This window comes from Duganella sp. CF458 (genome assembly GCF_900113115.1).
GTDB lineage: Bacteria > Pseudomonadota > Gammaproteobacteria > Burkholderiales > Burkholderiaceae_D > Rugamonas.
This window is the reverse complement of the sequence record NZ_FOOF01000019.1, coordinates 54,316-75,992: the sequence shown is the minus strand read 5'-3', so window position 1 is coordinate 75,992 and position 21,677 is coordinate 54,316. Positions and strand designations below refer to the sequence as shown.

The following is a 21,677-nucleotide window of genomic DNA, read 5'->3' as shown; positions in this document are numbered from 1 at the left end:
CAAGAACGTAGAATACGCAATGAGCACCACCAACAACGGTCAGCCAGAAGCCCGAGAACTCACGAAGGGCAGCCTGGCCGCCCTCAGGGGCCTGCTGCCCTTCCTCAAGCCTTACCGCAACCGCTTCGTCATTGCCGGCATCGCGCTGGTGGTCGCCGCGGCCTCCACGCTGGCGATTCCATACGCCTTCAAGCAGATGATCGACCTGGGCTTCGGCACCGACGCCGGCGTGCGCAGCGCGGCCCACGTCAACCAGGTGTTCCTGGCCCTGTTCACGGTCGCCACGGTGCTGGCGCTGGCAACCGCGGCGCGCTTTTACAGCGTGTCCTGGCTCGGTGAGCGCGTGACTGCCGATATCCGCAATGCGGTGTATTCGCACGTGGTGCAGCAAAGCCCGGAATTCTTCGAAACCACCAAGACCGGCGAAGTGTTGTCGCGCCTGACCACCGACACCACCCTGATCCAGAGCGTGGTGGGCACCAGTATTTCGATGGCCTTGCGTAACGTGCTGCTGTTCCTCGGCGGCCTGGTGATGCTGTTCGTCACCAGCCCCAAGCTGTCCTCCATCATCATCGGCCTGCTGGTGCTGACCGTGCTGCCGATCGTGATCTTCGGCCGCCGCGTGCGCAAACTGTCGCGCGATTCGCAAGACCGCGTGGCCGATGCTTCGGCCATGGCCGGCGAAATCCTGAACGCGATGCCGACCGTGCAGGCATTCACCCATGAAGGCCTGGAAGCGAAGCGCTTCGGCGGTTCCGTCGAAGGCGCATTCAGCACCGCCATGCGCCGCATCCAGGCGCGCGCCTTCCTGACCATGCTGGCTATTGTGCTGGTGTTCGGCACCATTGTGTTCGTGCTGTGGCTGGGCGCCCACGCTGTCCTGGAAGGCACCATGACGGGCGGCGACCTGGGCCAGTTCATCCTGTACGCATCCATCGTGGCCGGTGCAATCGGCGCCCTGTCCGAAGTCATGGGCGAAGCCCAGCGCGCAGCGGGCGCCACCGAGCGCCTGCTGGAATTGCTGGCGGTACGTTCCGACATCCAGAACCCGGCAAAGCCGCAGGCCCTGGCGCCGCGCGCCGCCAACGGCGCCGCCCTGAGCCTGTCCGAAGTGTCGTTCAATTACCCGTCGCGCCCCGACACGCTGGCACTGGACCACGTGACGCTGGACATCAAGCCGGGCGAGACCATCGCCGTGGTCGGTCCTTCCGGCGCCGGCAAGACCACCCTGTTCCAGATGCTGCTGCGTTTCTACGATCCGCAATCGGGCGCCATCCGCCTCGACGGCACCGATATCCGCCTGCTGGACCTGCACACCCTGCGCGGCGCCATCGGCATCGTGCCGCAAGATACGGTGATCTTCTCCGCCGATGCGATGGAGAACATCCGCTACGGCCGCGCCGACGCGACCGACCAGGAAGTGATCCAGGCTGCACGCCTGGCCGCCGCACACGAATTCATCGAGCGCCTGCCGCACGGCTACAAGTCCTTCCTCGGCGAGCGCGGGGTGCGCCTTTCGGGCGGCCAACGCCAGCGTATCGCGATTGCACGCGCCCTGCTGAAGAACCCTCCGCTGCTGCTGCTTGACGAAGCAACCAGTGCGCTCGATGCGGAATCCGAACGCCTGGTGCAGGGCGCCCTGGAAGCTGCCATGGTCGGCCGCACCACCGTCATCATCGCCCACCGCCTGGCGACCGTGCAGCGTGCCGACCGCATCATCGTCATGGAAGACGGCAAGATCGTCGAAACCGGCACCCACCAATCGCTGGTGGCGCTGGGCGGGATCTACGCCAACCTGGCTGCGCTGCAGTTCCACCATGTCCACGTCACCCATTGAGGCGCAACGTGACCGATGCTGAGTTGCGGCAGAGTTGCCACACCGTCCTGCCGGGCCATCGCCAACTTGCGCCGGCGCAGACTTTTGCCGCCATGGCCACGTGGTGCGAGGCCAACGGCATTGCCCACGACGTGTACGGCGAAGGTGAGCTGATCCAGTCCTTCGAGCAGAAGATCGCCGGCCTGCTGGGCTTTGAGGCTGCGGCCTTCTGCATCACCGGCACCATGACCCAGGTCACCGCCCTGCGCCTGGCCTGCATGGACCGCGGCAGCCGGCTGGTGGCGCTGCACCCGACTGCGCACATTTTCAGGCACGAACGCAGCAACCACCAGTTGCTGGACCATTTCCAGGCCATCCAATTGGGCGATCCGCACCGTCCGTTCACGCTTGGCGAGTTGCAGGCCGTGCCCGACCGGCTGGCAGCCGTAGCGCTGGAGCTGCCGGCACGCGAACTGGGCGGACAGTCGCCGCGCTGGGACGAACTGGAAGCGATCAAGGCCCACTGCCGCCAACAAGGCATCCACCTGCATATGGACGGTGCCCGCCTGTGGGAAGCCGCCGCCGGCTATGGCCGTTCGCCGGCCGACGTGGCGGCGGGCTTCGACAGCGTCTACCTTTCGCTGTACAAGGGCATCGGCGGCCTGGGTGGCGCCATGCTGCTGGGCAGCCGCGCTTTCATCGCCCGTGCCCAGGAATGGTTCCGCCGCCAGGGCGGCAATGTGATCCACCGCACGCCTTACGTGGTCGCCGCTGCAATGCAGTTCGATGCGCGCCTGGCGGCGATGCCTGACTATTTGCGCCGTACGCGGTGGCTGTACGACACCCTGCGCGACTACCCGCGACTGCGCGCCAATCCTTCGCAGCCGCATGCGAATATGCTGCATATCCATGTGCCGGTCGAGCGCGACCGCCTGCTGCAGATTCGTAATGAAATCGCCGCGCATCACGGCATTTGGCTGCTGAACCGCGCCGCCCATGCGCAGCTTCCCGGCACCAGCCACACCGAGTGGTATGTCGGCGACAACCTGCTCACACTATCGGACGACCAAGTCCGCCAAGCCCTCACTTTATGGAGCGACGCGCTATGAGTTTTGCTTCGCTGGACCTGATTGACGGGCTCCTTCGTACACTCGAATCGATTGGCTACAACACACCGACGCCGATCCAGAAACAAGCTATCCCGGCAATCCTGGCGGGCCGCGACCTGCTGGGCGCCGCGCAAACCGGCACCGGCAAGACCGCCGCATTCGCCCTGCCCCTGCTGCAGCGCCTGACCATGGTTGGCGAGCAGGCCGCGCCGAACCACGTGCGCTGCCTGGTGCTGGTGCCTACGCGCGAACTGGCCGACCAGGTCTACCAGAGCTTCCACACCTATGGCTTCAACCTGCCGCTGCGTTCGGCCGTAGCCTACGGCGGGGTGCCGATGGAGCCGCAATTGGCTAAACTGCGCAAGGGCCTGGATGTGCTGGTGGCCACGCCCGGCCGCCTGCTGGACCTGCATCGCAAGGGTGAACTGGAGTTCGGCCAGTTGACGGCCCTGGTGCTGGACGAAGCGGACCGCATGCTGGACCTCGGCTTTGCGGCCGACCTGGATTTGCTGTTTGCCGTGCTGCCGGCGCAGCGCCAGACGCTGCTCTTCTCGGCCACCATGCCCGATTCGATCCGTGCCATGGCCAGGCAATTGCTGCGCGATCCGCTCACCGTGCAGGCCAGCGCGCCCAACACGGCGGCGCGCACCGTGCGCCAGACGGTGTTCACGACCGACAAACGCAACAAGGCGGAACTGTTCGTGCACCTGCTGCGCAAGGAAGGCTGGGGCCAGGTACTGGTCTTCGTCAAGACACGCAAGGGCGTCGAGCAATTGGTCGGCCTGCTGCAGGGCGAAGGCATCCCGGCAGATTCAATCCACGGCGACAAGCCGCAGCTGGCACGGATCAAGGCGCTCAAGCGCTTCAAGGCGAGCGCTGTGCAGATCCTGGTGGCGACCGACGTCGCGGCGCGAGGCCTCGATATCGAAGCCCTGCCGCTGGTGGTCAATTTCGACCTGCCGACGGTGGCGGAAGACTATGTGCACCGCATCGGCCGTACCGGCCGTGCCGGCGCCGAGGGCGAGGCAATTTCGCTGGTCTGCGCGGACGAAGTCGAGCTGCTGCGGGCCATCGAGAAGATGACCGGCGCAGTCTTGCCGCGCCGGGAAGAAGCGGGCTTCGAAGCGGACCACCGTGTGCCTTCGACCGGCACCCCGCCCGCCTCGGCCACCCCTGCCACGCGCCCTACCGCCGCAAAGCCGGCGCGCGGTGCGGCCAAACCGCAGCGCCCGGCAGCCAAGCCGCCGGCGCAATTGCGCGATGACACGCCGCGCCCTGCCGGCGGATTTGGCGCACTGAAAGAAGACTTGCCGCCAAAAGAAAAACAACGCTCGCGCGGACCAATCTACGGCGCGCGCGCCGGAAGTCCAGGCGCCGGCAGCGGCGCTGGTCGCTCCGGGAATGGTGGCAGCGGCGGCACCGGTGGCGCCGGCGGCAAAGTCGTGGTGACCGCGACACGCGGCGCCAAATCGGCGGCGCGCGCTGCCGGCCGTGCCGCCGCCAAGCCCGGCGGCCGTGGCAACAAACGATAAACGGAGAATCGCATGAAGCAGTACAAAGAATTGATCAGCACTGTGCTGGAACAAGGAAGCTGGCAGGACAACCGCACCGGCATCCGCACCCTGAGCGTGCCCGGCGCGATGATGCGCTTCGACATGAACGACGGCTTCCCTGCCGTGACGACCAAGAAGCTGGCCTTCAAGTCGGTGGTGGGCGAGCTGTGCGCCTTCCTGCGCGCCTCCCGCAGCGCCGCCGACTTCCGCGCCCTGGGCTGCAAGGTGTGGGACCAGAACGCCAACGAGAACGCGCAATGGCTGGCCAACCCGCACCGCACCGGCACCGACGACCTGGGTCCGGTGTACGGCGTGCAATGGCGCCAATGGCCAGGGTATAAGGTGCTGGAGGCCGCCGCGACCGCGCAGATCGAAGACGCGCAACGCAACGGCTTCCGCCAGGTAGCCCCGCTGGTGGAAGACGGCGTGCAGAAAGTCCTGATGTACAAGGCGATCGACCAGTTGCGCGAGTGCCTCGATACCATCGTCAACAACCCGTCGAGCCGCCGCATCCTGTTCCACGGCTGGAACCCGGCCGTGCTGGACCAGGTTGCGCTGCCGGCCTGCCACCTGCTGTACCAGTTCATCCCGAACGCCACCACGCGCGAGATCTCGCTGTGCCTCTATGTGCGCAGCAACGATATCGGCCTTGGCACGCCGTTCAATATCGCAGAAGGGGCCGCCCTGCTGCACCTGGTGGCGCGCCTGACCGGCTACCAGCCGCGCTGGTTCAGCTACTTTATCGGCGACGCCCACATCTACGAGAACCACATGGAGATGGTGCAGGAACAGTTGAAGCGCGAGCCGCTGCCGCTGCCGCAACTGCGCATCGACAGCCGCGTGCCGTCGTTCGCGGAAACCGGCAAGTACGAGCCGGAATGGCTGGAGAAGATCGAGCCTTCCGACTTCACGCTGGAAGGCTACCAGCACCACGCGCCGCTGACGGCGCCGATGGCGGTTTAGGCCGGTTCGTCCTGGGGCACGACACTGCCCCACCAGCGTTTGGCGACGGCTTCGCCATCCCTCTCCAGCAGGAATTGGTAGCCGCGTTGCGCGGCTTCCTGCAGCAGGCGCGGCTCGTTCAGCGCCGCTTCGCGCAGGTGATCGACGCCGCGGCGGTCGCCTTCGGCCACCAGCACGCGCCCGTACATCAGCGAGGCACGCGGATATGGCCCGCCGGCCCGCTTCATCAACTCGACCAGCGCCGGTTTGGCGGAAACCGTTTCCTCGAATTCCAGCTTCAAGGATGCCAGCTCCATCAGGTCCTGCACCGATAATTTAGCCAGCGCTATCGCGGACAGCTCGCCGATGCGGACACGCGAATTCTGCACGTGGCGGAAGCGATGGACCCAGCCGCGGGAATTGACTTCCCACCAATCCTGGTCGAGCTCCGATTCCAGCCGCTTGCCGACGCTGGACGCCAGCATGACGTCGGCCGCGGAGGTATCGACTGGAGGCGGCAGGGACGGCGCCATGTCGATGGCATCCAGCCGCTCGCGCAGGCAGGGATGGGTGTCGTCGAGGTCCGAGGCCTTGGCCCAGGCGGCATCCAGGGCCTGCTTGGTGGCCCATTCGTCGTAATTGGCCTTGATCGCCAAGCGCATCGAAGAAAACGGCATGAATGGCGGCTTCTCCAGCCGGTCCGCATTCTCATACATGCTCGGCCAGAAATCACGGGCGATCCATTCGCCGAGCAAGCGTGAGCGTACCAGCATATGCGATGTCGCGGTGTGGCCGGCCATGTCGACCGCGGTCTGGTCGGCTTCGTATTCGTCCTGGCGCGACAGCACAAAAGTGTAGGCGCTGTAATAAGGGAAGAAGTGCTTCAGGGCGCGGATGATTGCCGCGCTGAGCATACTTTCGTCCGCGCTGCTTTCCAGGTGCTGGTACATGGCGACGAACAGGCGGCGCTGGCGATAGATGCGCACGGATCCCTTGCCATGGTCGCCGCACAGGTGGCCGTATTCATGCGCCAGCACGGACAACATCTCCTTGGGCGTGGAACCGAGCAGGAACGGCAGGCCGACCAGCAGGTAGTTGCGGTAGCCGCCGAAAATGCCGAAGCGGGCGTGCTGGACGATCGCCGCGTTGAATTCGTCCGTGATCATCACATGATCGATACGTGGGCCTTTCAGCTTGCCGTACAGCTTGTCGAGAATATCGAACAGCTTGGGTGCTTCTTCGCGCACCAGTTCACGCCCGAACGGCGGCTCCAGGCGCATCAGCATCACACGCAGGACAACAAAGATCAGCGACAGCAGGAACAGGCCCGCCAGGCCAGCCTTGAACATGGCAAAGGCACGGTGGGACTCGACGGCCCAATGCACCAGCATGACAAATAATGCAAGCAGCCCGGCCAGCAATCCAAACAGGATTGCATAAGCGGCCAGGCTGATCGCCAGCACCTTGCGGCGGAAAGTCTCCGGGCTGGCATGCGAGTCCAGTTCCAGTCGGCGGACTAAGTGCTCAAACGCTTTGTATTCCAATCATGCTCCTTCATTAAAACTCTTCCCAATCTCCTACCTCGCTATTGGCGACCTTGCGCGATGCCGCAGGCTTGCCGTCACGCTGTGCCGGCTTGGCCTTGGCCGGCAATGCAGGCCTGGTGCGCACCGCCTGGATCACCGCACGTGCCTGCACCGCCGCAGGATGCTCGCGGCGCGGGCCGTCGATCTGGAACACGCTGACAATCTTCGACAGGCCGGTGGCCTGGTCCTGCAATGCCGTGGACGCCGAAGCTGCCTCTTCCACCAGCGCCACGTTCTGCTGCGTGATTGTATCCATCTCGTTGATGGCCTGGTGGATTTGTTCCAGGCCAGCAGTTTGTTCCTGCGTAGCACTGGTAATTTCTCCCATAATATCAGTCACACGCTGAATGCTCGTCACGATTTCCTTCATCGTGTGGCCGGCCTGGTTAACCAGTTTAGCGCCACTTTCCACTTTGCCAACAGAATCGTCGATCAACTGCTTGATTTCCTTGGCTGCGGCGGCCGAGCGCTGCGCCAGGTTGCGCACTTCGCTGGCGACCACCGCGAAGCCGCGGCCCTGCTCGCCGGCACGTGCCGCTTCCACGGCCGCATTCAAGGCCAGGATATTGGTCTGGAAGGCGATGCCGTCGATCACCGCGATGATGTCCACGATCTTGGTGGACGACTCGTTGATCGATCCCATGGTCGCCACCACCTGCTCCACCACTTCGCCGCCCTTGGTGGCGATCGATGATGCCGAAACGGCAAGTTGGTTGGCCTGGCGTGCATTATCGGCATTCTGGCGCACGGTGCTGGTCAGTTCCTCCATCGAGGAGGCGGTTTCCTCCAGCGAGGCGGCCTGCTCGCCGGTGCGGTCGGACAAGTCCATATTGCCGGCCGCGATCTGGGCGGAGGCGCTGGAAATCGTGTCGCTGCCGCCGCGCACTTCGGTCACGATGGCGGCCAGGTTGTCGCGCATCTTGTCCAGCGCGCGCAGCAGTTCGCCGAATTCGTTGTCCGCATGCTCGGTAGCCTGGCCTTTCAGGTCGCCATCGGCAACGCGGTGGGCCACGTCCATGGCTTCCGCCAGCGGCTCCGAGATCGCCTTCATCAGGACCAGGCCGGCGAATACGCTCAATGCCAGGCCGCCCAGCAATACCACCGTGACGGTGGTGCTGTTGCGGCTCAAGCCTGAGGCAACCGCAGCGGCATCGGCCTCGATACGCTTGTCGGCATGCTCGGACAGCGTCTTCAGCGCGCCATCGCCGATACGGTAGGACGGATTGATCTTCTTGATCAGGACCGATTCCGCATCGTCCCAGCGGTTTTCCTTGACTGCCGCCGTGGCGGCCCGGACATGCTCGACACCCAGGCCATCGCTCTTGGCGAACCAGTCTTCCGCCAGCTTGCGCTCTTCCGGAGTCTTGACGCTGGCCAGGTAGCTTTCCCAGCGCTTGTTCACCCGCGCCGTCACCTCGTCCACGATATTGAAGTGATTGGTCAGCGGGTGGTCATGCAGCTTGCTCCAGGCGAAGTCCGGATTGTGCTGCAAGGCTTGCAGGATCTGGCTGCGCCCCGTTTCCATGTCCAGGCGGATGGCATTGCGCTCCGCGATGTTCTTCTGGTTAGCGACCGTTACGTCCTTCACCAGTCCGACCGAGCGCTGCGCGCTCAGGATTCCGAGGCCGCCAATAATCGCCAGCAAGCCAATCAGCAAACCCAGCACGCCTACCAGCAGGGTCTTGATCTTGAAATTATTGAACATTGCTCACTCCTTTACCAAACATTTGAAAAACTGATGCAACTGGCCACGCAGCTCCGAAACTTCGTCGAATTCGATATAGGTGATATCCACCATGTCATCGAGTTCGCGCAGCAGCGTGGTTTTAATCGGCGCGCCCTTCCACACCAGGAACAGGATAGGTGTCCGGCGGCCCTTGAATATGTGATAGCTCAACTCGAATGCACTGCTCTCACTCATTCCAACACGGATGTTGACCATGACGTCCGCCTGGTCCAGCAAAGCAAGCCGGTGGCGGCGGAAATTCTGCGGCGTGAACGGCAAGCCCTGGTTGCGCTCGAACGAGGCACGGAAGGTTTCCGCGCTCTCGGCCTGCAAGCCGGTCAGGTAGTCGAAGGCATGCGGCAAACCGTTGGCGCTGTCGATCATCTGCATGATCTCGCTGATCATGCGCTGCTCGTGTTCATTCGATTCGGTGAACGGCTGGCGGATGAAGACCTTGAGCGGTTCCCTGCCGACGCTGCGCTGGCGCGACTGCGCACGGCGCTCAGGCATCTGCCAGGCGGCCGCTGCCAGGTCCATGGAACCGGGCACGGGACGCGGTGCAGGCGGCGGGGTCCGGCGCTGTTCGCCGTCGACCATGGCGTGCAGCTCCTGCAACGAGCGCACGGTGGTGTTATCGGCATGCTTGCGGGCTTCCGCCGCCGCCTCGGCCGCTGCGATGGTGGTAAACATCACGGTGCCGGAAGCCAGTGCCGCGGTGCGCAGGCTGCGGGTGGCGGCAATCGCCACGCGCCTTTCGTCCACCGTGACCACGGCCATGGCGATTTCGCGCAGGGCCAGCAAGCCAAGCAGGGTTTCGTCCTCAATCGTATTCACCGGCACGTCGCCCGCTTCCAGCACGGCTGCCGTGATTTCGCTGGCGCACAGCGAGTAGCCGGAATCGGCCAGTTCGCGGGCCAGTGCCACGGCACGTGCCTGGTCGGCCTTGCGAACCCGCATATACACGTAGCCTGCCTGCGGGATGCGCACGCCGGCGCCCAGTTCGGCCTTCATGAAAGCCTCGCCGAAGGTGCTGCCGGTACCCATCACTTCGCCGGTGGATTTCATTTCCGGCCCGAGGATGGTGTCGACGCCTGGGAATTTTGCAAACGGCAAAACGGACTCCTTGACGCTGTAATAAGGCGGGATCACTTCCGCGGTGACGCCCTGCTGCGCCAGCGAACGGCCGGCCATGCAGCGCGCTGCGACCTTGGCCAGCTGCACGCCGGTCGCCTTCGAAACGAAGGGCACGGTGCGCGAGGCGCGCGGATTCACTTCCAGCACGTAGACCCGGTCCACCATGCGGCCATCGGCCTTCTGGCGCTGTACCGCAAATTGCACGTTCATCAGGCCCACCACATTCAGTCCCTGCGCCAGGCGCACGGTCTGGCGCTTGATCTCCGCCACGGTGGCTTCGGACAGCGAATACGGCGGCAGGCTGCAGGCCGAGTCGCCCGAATGGATGCCGGCTTGTTCCACGTGCTCCATCACGCCGCCGATCACCACCAGGCGGCCATCGCTGACGCAGTCCACGTCCACCTCGATGGCATCGTTCAGGAAGCGGTCCAGCAGCACCGGCGAATCATGTGAAACCTTGACCGCTTCACGCATGTAGCGCTCCAGGTCGGCGCGTTCGTGGACGATCTCCATGGCGCGGCCGCCCAGCACATAGGATGGACGCACCACCAGCGGGTAGCCGATTTCATCGGCCATGGCCACGGCTTGCTGCTCGTTGCGGGCCGTGCGGTTCGATGGCTGGCGCAGGTCAAGTTCGTGCAGCAGCTTCTGGAAGCGTTCGCGGTCCTCGGCGGCATCGATCATGTCGGGCGAGGTGCCGATGATCGGCACGCCGTTCGCCTCCAGGGCCAGGGCCAGCTTGAGCGGGGTCTGGCCGCCGTACTGCACGATCACGCCTTCCGGCTTTTCCAGGGCGACGATTTCCAGCACGTCTTCCAGCGTCAGCGATTCGAAGTACAGGCGGTCGGACGTGTCGTAGTCGGTCGATACGGTCTCCGGATTGCAGTTGACCATGATGGTCTCGTAGCCGTCCTCGCGCATCGCCAGCGCGGCGTGCACGCAGCAGTAATCGAATTCGATGCCCTGGCCGATCCGGTTCGGGCCGCCGCCCAGCACCATGATCTTGCGCGCGCCGCTTGGCTGGGCTTCGCATTCCTCGTCGTAGGTCGAGTACATATAGGCGGTGCGGGTCGCGAATTCGCCGGCGCAGGTGTCGACGCGCTTGTACACCGGACGGATACCCTGGGCATGGCGCTGCTTGCGCACTGCGTCTTCGTGCACGCCCAGCAGGTCCGCCAGGCGACGGTCGCTGAAGCCTTGCTGCTTCAGGCGGCGCAGCACCTCGCGGACGAAGCCGCCCAACTGCTGGGTGGCTACCCATTCCTCGACTTCCACCAGGTCCTGGATCTGGGCCAGGAACCAGGGGTCGATGTGGGACAGGCGGTTCACTTCGGCCAGCGACATGCCTTGTGCGAAAGCCTCGCCGACGTACCAGATGCGTTGCGGGCCGGGCAGGCGCAGTTCCTGTTCGATCACGTCACGGCCGGTGGCAATGCGCTGCAGGCCGTCGACGCCGATATCCAGGCCGCGCAGGGCTTTCTGGAACGACTCCTGGAAGGTGCGGCCCATCGCCATCACCTCGCCCACGGATTTCATTTGCGTGGTCAGGCGGTCGTTGGCGCCGGCAAACTTCTCGAAAGCGAAGCGCGGGATCTTGGTGACTACGTAGTCAATGGCAGGCTCGAAAGAAGCCGGGGTGGCGCCGCCGGTGATATCGTTTTGCAGCTCGTCGAGCGTGTAGCCCACCGCCAGCTTGGCGGCAACCCGGGCGATCGGGAATCCGGTGGCCTTGGAGGCCAGCGCGGAGGAGCGCGAAACACGCGGGTTCATCTCGATCACGATCATGCGGCCGTCCTGTGGATTGACAGCGAACTGCACGTTCGAGCCGCCGGTGTCCACGCCGATTTCGCGCAGCACATCCAGCGACGCGTCGCGCATGATCTGGTATTCCTTGTCCGTCAGGGTCTGCGCCGGCGCAACGGTGATCGAATCGCCGGTATGCACGCCCATCGGGTCCAGGTTCTCGATCGAGCAGACAATGATGCAGTTGTCCTTGCGGTCGCGCACCACTTCCATCTCGAATTCCTTCCAGCCGATCAGCGATTCCTCGATCAGCAGTTCGGAAGTGGGCGACAGCTCCAGGCCGCGCAGGCAGATGGCGGTGAACTCGTCCGCATTGCGGGCGATGCCGCCGCCGCTGCCGCCCATGGTGAAGGACGGACGGATGATCACCGGGAAGCCCAGGCGTTCCTGCGCCTGCCAGGCCTCGGCCATCGTGTGGGCAATGCCGGAACGCGCCGACTGCAGGCCGATGCGCTCCATGGCCGCCTTGAACTTGGCACGGTCTTCGGCGCGGTCGATGGCTTCCGGCGTGGCGCCGATCAGCTCCACGTTGAAACTCTCTAGCACGCCGTGCCGATGCAGGTCCAGCGCGCAGTTCAACGCGGTCTGCCCGCCCATGGTCGGCAACACTGCCTGTGGGCGTTCCTTTTCAATGATGCGCGCCACGGTCTCCCAGGTGATCGGCTCGATGTAAGTGACATCGGCCATGCCCGGGTCGGTCATGATGGTGGCCGGGTTGCTGTTCACCAGCACCACTTCGTAACCCTCTTCGCGCAGGGCCTTGCAGGCCTGGGCGCCGGAGTAATCGAATTCGCAGGCCTGGCCGATCACGATCGGGCCGGCGCCAATGATCAGGATGCGCTTGATGTCGGTACGCTTAGCCATGGCGCGCGCCCTCCATCATGCTGACGAAACGATCGAACAGCGGCGCCAGGTCGTGCGGCCCGGGCGATGCCTCCGGGTGCCCCTGGAAGCAGAAGGCCGGCTTGTCGGTGCGGCGGAAGCCTTGCAGCGAACCGTCGAACAGCGAAATGTGAGTGACTGCGCAGTTATTCGGCAGCGAATCAGGATCGACGGCAAAGCCGTGGTTCTGCGAGGTGATCATTACACGTCCAGTCTCGATATCTTGTACAGGATGGTTGGCGCCGTGGTGGCCGAATTTCATCTTCATGGTGCGGGCGCCGGAAGCCAATGCCATGATCTGGTGGCCAAGGCAGATGCCGAAGGTCGGCACGCCGCGTTCAATCAGTTCGCGCGCGGCTTCAATGGCGTAGTCGCAGGGCTGGGGGTCGCCCGGCCCGTTGGACAGGAAGATCCCGTCCGGTTTCAGGGCCAGTGCGGCGGCTGCACCGGCTTTCGCGGGCAGCACGGTCACGCGGCAACCGCGCTGGGCCAGCATGCGCAGGATATTTGCTTTCACACCGAAGTCGTAAGCTACGACATGGCAGCGCGGCTGCATCTGGAGGCCATGGCCGTGGCCCAGCATCCATTCGGTCTCGGTCCATTCATACGGGGCCGCGGTGCTGACCGTCTGCGCCAGGTCCATGCCCGACAGGCCGGGGAACTCGCGTGCCAGGCGCAATGCCTCTTGCACGGCGCCGCCGGCGATGATGGCGCCGGACTGCGCACCCTTCTCGCGCAGGATGCGGGTCAGCTTGCGGGTATCGATGCCGGCGATCGCCACCACGCCCTGCTCCGCCAGCCAGGACGGAAGATCTTGCTCGCTGCGGAAGTTCGAAGCCAGGAAAGGCACGTCCTTCACCACCAGGCCTGCCGCGTGGATCAACGGCGCTTCGCCATCTTCCCGGTTGACGCCGGTATTGCCGATGTGCGGATAAGTGAGCGTGACAATCTGGCGGCTGTAGCTTGGATCACTCAGGATTTCCTGGTATCCGCTCATGGCGGTATTGAATACGACTTCGCCAGCCGTGGAGCCGTTGGCACCAATCGAGATGCCTTCAAACAGGGTGCCATCAGCCAATGCGAGAATAGCGCGCCCGGCATTCCCATGGGGATGCTTGAGTGGGTGTTTCATCAGGGGTTCTCCTGGAGTCCGTATCGTTATAAAACCAACAAACAGAATTACTCAGCAGTAATTCCTAGCGCGCTGGAAGCTACGATACGCCGCCCCCCCCCCGTCAAAACTCTCCAATGGTCACAAGGCGCCGTTCAAGGGCCAAAATAACTTGCGGTGGCGCAATTCCGCAACGTGACCGAACAGCAAAGTGCTCCGATATATAATGTCGGCCATGACGAATCTGACCATTATCGTTGCCACTGATTCCAGCAATGGCATAGGCATCAACAACACTCTTCCATGGCACTTGCCTGAGGACCTGGCGCACTTCAAGCGCCTCACTTCCGGCCACCCGATTATCATGGGCCGCAAGACCTTCGACTCGATCGGCCGCCCTTTGCCCAATCGCCGCAATATCGTCATCAGCCACAACGCCGATTGGCAGCACGAGGGCGTGGAGCGCGTCGGTTCGCTGCAAGAGGCACAGGCGCTGGTTGCCGGCACCGGCGAGGCGTTCGTGATTGGCGGTGCCCAGGTGTACCAGCAAGCCTTGCCCCTGGTCGACAAGCTTGTCATCACCCGCATCGGCCGCAGCTACGAGTGCGATGCGTTCTTCCCGGCGCTGGCCGCGGGCGAATGGCAGGAAGTGGCGCGTGAAGAACACGTTTCGGCAGCCGGGCTGCCTTATTCATTTATTAGCTTTACCAGGAACTAACACATGTCCGGACACGGTTTCCACGTCCACGGCCCGCACGATCATGCCGTGGAACACGCAGCGCACAGCAACGACAAATTCTCCGGCAATATCGCCGTGACGACGGCCATCCTGGCTACCGTGGGCGCCATCTTCGGCTACCAGGGCGGTGCCACGCAGAACGACGCCGCCCTGTTCAAGAACAATGCGGCCATCGCCAAGACCGAAGCGTCCAACCGCTGGAACTACTACCAGGCCAAATCGTCCAAGCAGAACCTGGCCGAACTGGCGATGTTGCTGCCAAACGCCGAAGTAGAGAAATACAAGGCCGAGGTAGTGCGCTACAAGGAAGAGAAAGACGCGATCAAGAAGGATGCCGAGGCATGGGAGGCCAAATCGGCCGAATGGGACCATAAATCGGACCACGCCCTGCACAAGCACCACCAATGGGCGCTGGCCACCACGGCTGAACAAATCGCCATCGCACTGGCCGCGATCACCCTGCTGACCAACCGTAAATGGCTGATGTATGCCACCTACGGCGTGGCCGCGGTGGGCATCGGCCTGGGCGTGATTGCGATGCTGTAAGCATGCGGAGTCAGGGCCAAACACCCAACACGGCTGCGCCGTGTCAGGTGTCAGGACCTGACCCCAAAATTTATATACCCCGGGAGGCGGATTTCTGCGATACTCCCGGTCTTATTTTTTTGAGGCGCTTGGTCGCGCCTGGAGACCATCGATGAAATTCCGCTTCCCCATCGTCATCATTGACGAGGATTTCCGTTCCGAGAACACGTCGGGCCTGGGCATTCGCGCCCTCGCCGCGGCGATGGAAAATGAAGGCATGGACGTCCTGGGCGTGACCAGTTACGGCGACCTGGCGCAGTTTGCGCAGCAGCAGTCGCGCGCCTCGGCCTTCGTGCTGTCGATCGACGACGAAGAATTCGGCGGCGGCTCGCTGGAAGAGACCGACTTGGCGCTGGCATCGCTGCGCGCCTTCGTGTCGGAGATCCGCCACAAGAACGCCGACATCCCGATCTACCTGTACGGTGAGACCCGCACTTCGCGCCATATCCCCAACGATATCCTGCGCGAGCTGCACGGCTTCATCCACATGTTCGAGGACACCCCGGAGTTCGTGGCGCGCCACATCATCCGCGAAGCCAAGTCCTACCTGGACAGCCTGGCGCCGCCGTTCTTCCGCGCCCTGGTGCATTACGCCAACGACGGCTCCTATTCCTGGCACTGCCCTGGCCACTCCGGCGGCGTGGCGTTCCTGAAATCGCCGATCGGCCAGATGTTCCACCAGTTCTTCGGTGAGAACATGCTGCGCGCCGACGTCTGCAACGCGGTGGAAGAGCTGGGCCAGCTGCTGGACCACACCGGCCCGGTCGCCGCGTCCGAGCGCAACGCGGCGCGCATCTACAACGCCGACCACGCCTACTTCGTCACCAACGGCACCTCCACCTCCAACAAGATGGTGTGGCACTCGACCGTTGCTCCCGGCGACATCGTCGTGGTCGACCGCAACTGCCACAAGTCGATCCTGCATTCGATCATCATGTGCGGTGCGATCCCTGTGTTCCTGATGCCGACCCGGAACAACCTGGGCATCATCGGCCCGATCCCGCTGGAAGAGTTCTCCATGGAGAGCATCGAACGCAAGATCGCCAACAACCCGTTCGCCCAGGCTGCCGCCAACAAGAAGCCGCGCATCCTGACCATTACCCAGTCGACCTACGACGGCGTGGTCTACAACGTGGAAACCCTGCGCGAAATGTTGGACGGTAAGATCGATACCCTGCACTTCGACGAGGCCTGGCTGCCGCACGCCACCTTCCACGACTTCTACAAGAACATGCACGCGATCGGCAAGGACCGTCCGCGCGCCAAGGAGTCGATGATCTTCTCGACCCAGTCGACCCACAAGCTGCTGGCGGGCCTGTCGCAGGCATCGCAGGTGCTGGTGCGCGACTCCGAGACCGTCAAGCTGGACAAGGATGCCTTCAATGAGGCGTACCTGATGCACACCTCGACTTCCCCGCAGTACTCGATCATCGCCTCCTGCGACGTGGCGGCAGCCATGATGGAAGCGCCGGGCGGCACCGCCCTGGTGGAAGAATCGATCCTGGAAGCGCTGGACTTCCGCCGCGCGATGAAGAAGATCGACGAGGAATGGGGCCAGGACTGGTGGTTCAAGGTCTGGGGTCCGGACAGCTTCGCCGACGAAGGCATCGGCTCGCAGGAAGACTGGATCTTCACCGAAGAGAGCAAGAAGTGGCACGGCTTTGGCGACCTGAAGCCGGGCTTCAACATGCTCGACCCGATCAAGGCCACCATCGTCAACCCGGGCCTGTCGCTGGACGGCCAGTTCGGCGAGACCGGCATTCCGGCCTCGATCGTGACCAAATACCTGGCGGAACACGGCGTGATCGTCGAGAAGTGCGGCCTGTACTCCTTCTTCATCATGTTCACCATCGGCATTACCAAAGGCCGCTGGAACACACTGCTGACCGCACTGCAACAGTTCAAGGACGACTACGACAAGAACGCCCCGATGTGGCGCATCCTGCCGGAGTTCTCGGCGGCCAATCCGCGTTACGAACAAATGGGCCTGCGCGACCTGTGCCAGCAGATCCACGACTTCTACAAAGCCTACGACGTGGCGCGCCTGACCACCGAGATGTACCTGTCGGACATGGTACCGGCAATGAAGCCGTCGGACGCTTTCGCCAAGATGGCGCACCGCGAAATCGAACGCGTGGCGCTGGACGACCTGGAAGGCCGTATCACCTCGATCCTGCTGACGCCTTACCCGCCGGGTATTCCGCTGCTGATCCCGGGCGAACGCTTCAACAAGACCATCGTGGATTACCTGCGCTTTGCACGTGACTTCAACGAACGCTTCCCTGGCTTCGAGACCGACGTGCACGGCCTGGTCAAGCGTGAAGTCAACGGTCGCAAAGACTACTTCGTCGACTGCGTCAAGCAGTAAATCCGCACTGTGGATCGCGCGCCGCAGCGCGGCGCGCGATTGCGTAAGCTCAAAGCTGCCGCTCTCAAATTCGCACTATAGTTGTCTTTCTGTCCTTCCGGAGGGACGACTACATGGTGCTTTCAGCTTGCATTCTCGCGGCCGGGGAGCCTCCGGCCAATGCCAGCCGCAAACTGCGGGCCGAGCTGTCCGAGGCCGGCGTCTCCCTCATCGAAGCACCGCAGGAAAGCGATGCTTCCATCTTCCTATTCAATCAATGGGACGGCGAACTGGCCGCCAACCTGCGAGCGGCAAGCGCCCGGCAATTGCTGGCCATCTGTTGCGAACCAGCGGAACTGGCGGCCGACGCCATGTGGGAAGTTCTTGCGGCCGGCGCATCCGACCTGCTCTTGTGGCGCAATGGCGAGGCAATCCTGCCGCAGGTGCTGGCGCGCCTGGAGCGCTGGCACGATGTCGCGCAACTCATGGCTTCCGAACGCATACGCGCTTGCCTGGTCGGGCAAAGTGCCGCGTGGCGCTGCATGCTGCAAAGCCTGGTCGAGGTGGCGGCCTTCACCGATTCCCCGGTCCTGATCACCGGCGAAACCGGCACCGGCAAGGACTTGCTGGCGCAGGCCATCCATCGCCTGCATGGCGGGTCCGGGCCGCTCACTGTCGTCGATTGCACCACGCTGTCGCCGGAGCTGGCGGGCAGTGAATTGTTCGGCCATGAACGCGGCGCTTTCACCGGTGCTTACAGCGCACGCGACGGCGCGTTTGCCGCGGCCAACGGCGGCGTGCTGTTTCTCGACGAAGTGGGCGAGCTGCCGCTGCCGCTGCAGGCGCAGCTCTTGCGCGTGATCCAGGAGCAGCAATATCGCCGCGTTGGCAGCAATGACTGGCATCCGACGCGCTTTCGCCTGGTGTGCGCTACCAATCGCGATCTGGAGGCCGAAGTGCAGCGCGGTGCCTTCCGCGCCGACCTGTATTACCGCATCGCGGCCTGGCGCTGCCGCACGCCGCCGCTGCGGGAACGGCAAGGCGATATCCTGCCGCTGGTGCAGCACTTCCTGCGCCAACTGGCCGGACAGGAGGTCGAACTCGATCCGGCCGTTCGCCAATACCTGCTGACGCGCTGCTATCCCGGCAATGTGCGCGACCTGCGGCAGACCGTGGCCCGCATCTGGCACCGGCATATCGGCCCGGGGCCGCTCACCATCGGCGATGTGCCGCCGGAAGAGCGGCCGGCTGGCGGCGGCGCCAGCTGGCCCGATGCGGCCTTTATCAACGCCATCGGGCGCGCAGTGGACCTTGGCGTCAACCTGGCGCGCATCGGCCAGGCCGCCACCGACACGGCCATCCAGCTTGTGCTGCAACAGGAGGGCGACAACAACCAGCGCGCCGCCCTGCGCCTCGGGGTGACCGACCGCACGCTGCAACTGCGCCGCAAGGCCCGCACCGCGCCCGCCTAGCCCCACCCAGCTCCACCAATCAGCCGCAGCAGGTTACCGCCCAGGACCAGCCCCTCGTCGCCTGCCCCCAGGCGCAGCAAACGAATCTTCTCCAGTTCCACGCCCGGATGCAACCACGGCCCGTCGCTGCCGAACAGGACCTTATGCGCGCCGGCGCGGCGGATCGCCTGCTCCAGCAGGTCGAAGCGGCGCACGCCGGCGCTGTCGGTGTAGATGTTCCGGTGCCGCGCCAGTTGGTCGATCAGGGCCAGTTGCGCAGACCAGTCGTCGGCAAAGCTGCCCAGGTGGGGCAGGATGAAATTCACGTCCGGATATTGCCCAGCCAACAGTTCCGCCACCGAAGTCAGGCCGACTGGGTCGTACAACACCGGCAGCCCGAAGTGCCGCGCGACTTCACACACCTCGCCGGTGATCGGCGCGTCGTGCCGGTGCAGCTTGATGCCGACGAAGCCATACTCCTCCACGGCGGTCCGCACCATCGCAGCGATCCGGCCCGCATCGCGCCTGGCGTGCACGAAGGCGAAGGCCAGGTAGCGTTCGGGTTCGGCCGCCACCAGCCGCGCCACGCCCGCGTTGGCAGCCCCGTAGTCGGAATGGAAGGCTGCCAGCAGGACGGTACGGTCAATGCCGGCGTCACGCGCGCGCCGGGCATAGCGGCCCAGCGCGGCGTTGCTGTCCCAAGGGCCGGTCAGGCCGTCGCCCGGACCGGCATGACAGTGGCAGTCGATGATCATGACTTGCCGAAGTGCGGGGCATGGGTTCGCAAGGCTTCCAGCACGGCACGCCGCACCGCTTGCGGGCTGGCATCGCTGTCGCCGGCCGCCTGCGCAGCGCTGCCGGCAATGCGCACGAAGCGACGCGCGACTTCCAATTCGCGGTCCACTTCCTGCATCTCCTGCATTTCCCGCATTTCCCGCATTTCCATCTCCAGCGCATTGCTTAGCGCTCCGCCCAGCGCACGGCCCAACGCCGTACCCACACCGGGAATCGGGATAAACGATCCCAACGCGCCGCCGACGAACGGCAGGGCCTTCTTGGCAATTCCCTTCAGGATGCCGCCCAGCGGCTTGGCGACCTTCTTGATGCCCTTCCAGACGCCTTTGAACATCTTGCCCAGGAATTGCTCAAGCTCCTCTTCGCTTTGCACGCCCAGCAGCTCCATTGCCAGTTCCATTTCCTGCTCGGAGCTGAACGGGCCGTGCCGGCAGCGCTTGCAACCGCAAGGGGCTGCATGTTCCTCGCCCAGCAACGCGAGTTCCAGTTCGCGCCGCTGGTTGGTCAGCACACCCTGGTGATGCCTGAACATCGTATCGTGCAAGGTCCGTTCGCGCCGCCGGCGGTCGGCTCCATCGGCCAGGTTGGCGGCAACGTAGACGCTGACGTCGGCGGGCCGGATGCCCATCATCCCCGCGCAGATACGGTGCTGCGCCAGGCGCTGTCCCATATGCCCGGCCTGGCCGCTATAACCGCGGCGCCGGCCGTTGACCGTGAATTCCAGGTAGTACAACCCTGGCCCCTGCGTGCGTGCATCGCCCGGTGCCCGGTCAAGCGAGGTGACCGGAACATAGGCTGGCTGCAAGGCGGCTGGCATCCGCCCGACGGCCTGGGCGATGGTCGGTGGCAGCTCGCTGTCGCCATCCCGGTCACCTTCATCCGGGCCTGGTTCGTCGCTGGCGGGCGGTTCGAGCAGCGGCAGCGGCTCGAACACCGGCATGCGGTAAGGCCAGCCGCCGCCATACACAGGCGCGGGGCGAGGTTTGCGAGCGGGACGGCCTCGCGGCCGGCCCATTGCGCGGCCGCCTTTGGGCCGCCATTCGAACTCCATCGTCTCAAACATGCAGCACCTCCATCAGTTGTCCGATTGAATGGGCGGCATAGGCAATCTGCTGCGGGCTGTGGTCAGCCCGCAGCAGCATGGTCAGGATTTGCCTTGCCGGTGTTCCCTGCAACAGCACTTCTATCCCTGCCAGGGACAATTCGCGCCTTAAGGCCTCGCCATCGCATGAAGGCGGCAGCACGATGCGCTGCACGGGGAATTCCCCCCCCAGGCACCCTATCCCACGCCCGGCCAGCACCGCCTGCAGTTGCGCTATCCGTTCCCGCAAGCGGCCGCGCAGCATCCGGCCCATCCGGCGATTGGCTTCGAGCGCGCAGCGGCCTGCCGCTATCGCCACCACCGAGGGCGGACTGCAATGCACCCGCGTTGCGCTGGCCGCGATGAAGCTGCCCAACATCTTGCGCGGCCCGGCCAGCACCGCGAGCGGAGCCCCGAATCCCTTTGCCAGCGATGCGCCCAGCAGGATCGGCGCACCGCCAAGCCCATGTTCCGCCACTGATCCGCCGCCATCCACGCCCAGTACGCCGAGCGCCTGTGTATCATCCAACAGAAGCAAGCCGCCGTTGGCATCGGCGATGTCGGCGTAGGAGGCCAGCGGCGGTGCCGCGGCATCTCCGGGCGTATAGCCATCCGACAGGATTACCGGCCTGCGCCCTGCCTCCCTCCAGCGCCGCGCCAACGACGCTGCCTGGGCGGCACTACCATGGCTGAAGCACTGCAAAGGAACGCCTTGCGACCTGGCGCGTTCAGCACCCCAGCGCGCCACCGGGTAGGCGGCGCTGTCGACCAGCAGCGACACCCGCGCCGATGCCAGCCATCCGAATAGATCCCAGAACAGGTGCAGGCTGGAAGGCAGCAGGCAAGCGGCTTCGCAATCCATCAGGCGCGCGAGGGCGGCGCCAAGTTCCGGCTCGCCGGGCACCGGTTCCAATGCCGCCGGCTTCCCCAGCGTCAGCTCATCCCAGGCCGGCAGCGACGGCGCAGGATGCCGCATGCCCAGGTAGAGGGCGCTGGTGAAGTCAGCGTGCACCAGCG

15 protein-coding genes are annotated in these 21,677 nt (G+C 64.4%); 8 read left to right on the top strand and 7 right to left on the bottom strand.

The window, feature by feature from the left end; all coding sequences use genetic code 11:
• The first annotated feature begins 19 nt into the window (after window positions 1–19).
• Genes BM269_RS24800 through BM269_RS24785 form a run of 4 tightly spaced genes read left to right on the top strand, consistent with a single transcriptional unit; the run spans window position 20 to window position 5,441 of the window.
• Window positions 20–1,837: an ABC transporter transmembrane domain-containing protein gene (locus tag BM269_RS24800; protein WP_090443855.1), complete on the top strand. Its 1,818-nt coding sequence runs from the start codon at window positions 20–22 to the stop codon at window positions 1,835–1,837.
• An 8-nt stretch (window positions 1,838–1,845) separates the two neighbouring features.
• Window positions 1,846–2,925 carry a threonine aldolase family protein gene (locus tag BM269_RS24795; protein ID WP_090443725.1) on the top strand — a complete coding sequence of 360 codons (1,080 nt, stop codon included), beginning with the start codon at window positions 1,846–1,848 and terminating at the stop codon, window positions 2,923–2,925.
• On the top strand, window positions 2,922–4,457 hold the full coding sequence (locus BM269_RS24790) for a DEAD/DEAH box helicase (protein WP_090443721.1): 1,536 nt from the start codon (window positions 2,922–2,924) through the stop codon (window positions 4,455–4,457). The genes BM269_RS24795 and BM269_RS24790 overlap by 4 nt, the downstream gene beginning before the upstream one ends.
• 12 nt (window positions 4,458–4,469) lie before the next feature.
• Window positions 4,470–5,441, top strand: coding sequence for a thymidylate synthase (locus BM269_RS24785; RefSeq protein ID WP_090443718.1), 972 nt, complete (start codon window positions 4,470–4,472; stop codon window positions 5,439–5,441).
• Here the strand turns inward: BM269_RS24785 and BM269_RS24780 are convergent.
• Genes BM269_RS24780 through carA form a run of 4 tightly spaced genes read right to left on the bottom strand, consistent with a single transcriptional unit; the run spans window position 5,438 to window position 13,683 of the window.
• Window positions 5,438–6,964 (bottom strand): M48 family metallopeptidase, encoded by a 1,527-nt coding sequence (locus tag BM269_RS24780; protein ID WP_090443715.1) that lies wholly within the window; start codon window positions 6,962–6,964, stop codon window positions 5,438–5,440. The genes BM269_RS24785 and BM269_RS24780 overlap by 4 nt on opposite strands.
• A 13-nt stretch (window positions 6,965–6,977) precedes the next feature.
• Complete coding sequence (locus BM269_RS30075) at window positions 6,978–8,711, bottom strand: methyl-accepting chemotaxis protein (RefSeq protein ID WP_090443712.1); 1,734 nt, start codon at window positions 8,709–8,711, stop codon at window positions 6,978–6,980.
• A gap of 3 nt (window positions 8,712–8,714) precedes the next feature.
• Window positions 8,715–12,533 (bottom strand): carbamoyl-phosphate synthase large subunit, encoded by a 3,819-nt coding sequence (gene carB, locus BM269_RS24770; RefSeq protein WP_090443709.1) that lies wholly within the window; start codon window positions 12,531–12,533, stop codon window positions 8,715–8,717.
• Window positions 12,526–13,683, bottom strand: a complete 1,158-nt coding sequence (carA, locus tag BM269_RS24765; RefSeq protein WP_090443706.1) for a glutamine-hydrolyzing carbamoyl-phosphate synthase small subunit — start codon at window positions 13,681–13,683, stop codon at window positions 12,526–12,528. Before carA ends, carB begins: the two co-directional genes overlap by 8 nt.
• 214 nt (window positions 13,684–13,897) lie before the next feature.
• Between carA and BM269_RS24760 the strand changes: the two genes are divergently transcribed.
• The 4 genes from BM269_RS24760 (at window position 13,898) to BM269_RS24745 (ending at window position 18,805) form a co-directional block, all read left to right on the top strand.
• Window positions 13,898–14,380, top strand: a complete 483-nt coding sequence (locus BM269_RS24760; RefSeq protein ID WP_090443852.1) for a dihydrofolate reductase — start codon at window positions 13,898–13,900, stop codon at window positions 14,378–14,380.
• 3 nt (window positions 14,381–14,383) lie between these two features.
• Window positions 14,384–14,947, top strand: coding sequence for a DUF4337 domain-containing protein (locus BM269_RS24755; protein ID WP_090443703.1), 564 nt, complete (start codon window positions 14,384–14,386; stop codon window positions 14,945–14,947).
• Window positions 14,948–15,098: 151 nt separating this feature from the next.
• Window positions 15,099–17,354, top strand: coding sequence for an arginine/lysine/ornithine decarboxylase (locus BM269_RS24750; RefSeq protein WP_090443700.1), 2,256 nt, complete (start codon window positions 15,099–15,101; stop codon window positions 17,352–17,354).
• A gap of 113 nt (window positions 17,355–17,467) precedes the next feature.
• Window positions 17,468–18,805, top strand: coding sequence for a sigma-54-dependent transcriptional regulator (locus tag BM269_RS24745; protein WP_090443697.1), 1,338 nt, complete (start codon window positions 17,468–17,470; stop codon window positions 18,803–18,805).
• Here BM269_RS24745 and BM269_RS24740 read toward each other — a convergent pair.
• From BM269_RS24740 to BM269_RS24730, 3 genes are read right to left on the bottom strand one after another with little or no spacing between them, the layout of a single operon-like run.
• Window positions 18,802–19,539 carry an amidohydrolase family protein gene (locus BM269_RS24740; RefSeq protein ID WP_090443693.1) on the bottom strand — a complete coding sequence of 246 codons (738 nt, stop codon included), beginning with the start codon at window positions 19,537–19,539 and terminating at the stop codon, window positions 18,802–18,804. The genes BM269_RS24745 and BM269_RS24740 overlap by 4 nt on opposite strands.
• Window positions 19,536–20,642 (bottom strand): hypothetical protein, encoded by a 1,107-nt coding sequence (locus tag BM269_RS24735; RefSeq protein ID WP_139232862.1) that lies wholly within the window; start codon window positions 20,640–20,642, stop codon window positions 19,536–19,538. Before BM269_RS24735 ends, BM269_RS24740 begins: the two co-directional genes overlap by 4 nt.
• Complete coding sequence (locus BM269_RS24730; protein ID WP_090443688.1) at window positions 20,635–21,672, bottom strand: PLP-dependent aminotransferase family protein; 1,038 nt, start codon at window positions 21,670–21,672, stop codon at window positions 20,635–20,637. Before BM269_RS24730 ends, BM269_RS24735 begins: the two co-directional genes overlap by 8 nt.
• Between the last annotated feature and the right edge of the window lie 5 nt (window positions 21,673–21,677).